Raw genomic sequence first — 806 nt, forward strand, 5'->3', positions numbered from 1 at the left:
GTAGGGTTGCTTGCATCAGCAATGGCGCTTAAATTAATAGCACTGCTGTTGGCTTTACCAAACACAACATAGGATTTACCTGCAGATGATTTGTTACTCGGATCGGCACCACTCGCACCCACAATCAAATCATCCAAGCCATCGCCGTTGACATCGCCTGCACTGGAGACTGAGAAGCCACTACGATCACCCGTTGCCTCACCATTAATCACAAAGCCCCCTGTAGGGTTGCTTGCATCAGCAATGGCGCTTAAATTAATAGCACTGCTGTTGGCTTTACCAAACACAATATAAGATTTACCCGCACCTGGTTTACCACTTGGATCGGCATAACTAGCACCCACAATCAAATCATCCAAGCCATCGCCGTTGACATCGCCTGCGCTGGAGACAGACCAGCCACTCCAATCATACGCCGCCTCACCATTAATAACAAAGCCCCCTGTCGGGTTGCTTGCATCAGCAATGGCACTTAAATTAATGGTACTGCCGTTGGCTTTACCAAATACAACATAAGATTTACCTGCAGATAATTTGCCACTCGGATCGGCATACCAAGCACCCACAATCAAATCATCCAGGCCATCGCCGTTGACATCGCCTGCGTTGGAGACTGATCGACCACTTTGGTCGCCTGCCGCTTCGCCATTGATAATAAAGCCGTGATGCATATCTTTCATGCTAACACCTTGTTGAACCCAAAGTGCAGCTTTGGCATCAATGTTGGCATCACTATGAGTATAAACATTATAAGTAATACCATTCTCAGTCTCGGTGCTTGTCTTGACAAAGCCTGAAATATTTAT

1 protein-coding gene is annotated in these 806 nt (G+C 46.8%); it reads right to left on the minus strand.

Features of this window, described 5'->3' with window-relative positions; all coding sequences use genetic code 11:
• Positions 1–806 (minus strand): integrin alpha (locus tag BAZSYMA_RS05390; protein ID WP_195910111.1); only part of this gene is annotated, 806 nt, incomplete at both ends.

Source organism: Bathymodiolus azoricus thioautotrophic gill symbiont, from assembly GCF_001298715.1.
GTDB lineage: Bacteria > Pseudomonadota > Gammaproteobacteria > PS1 > Pseudothioglobaceae > Thiodubiliella.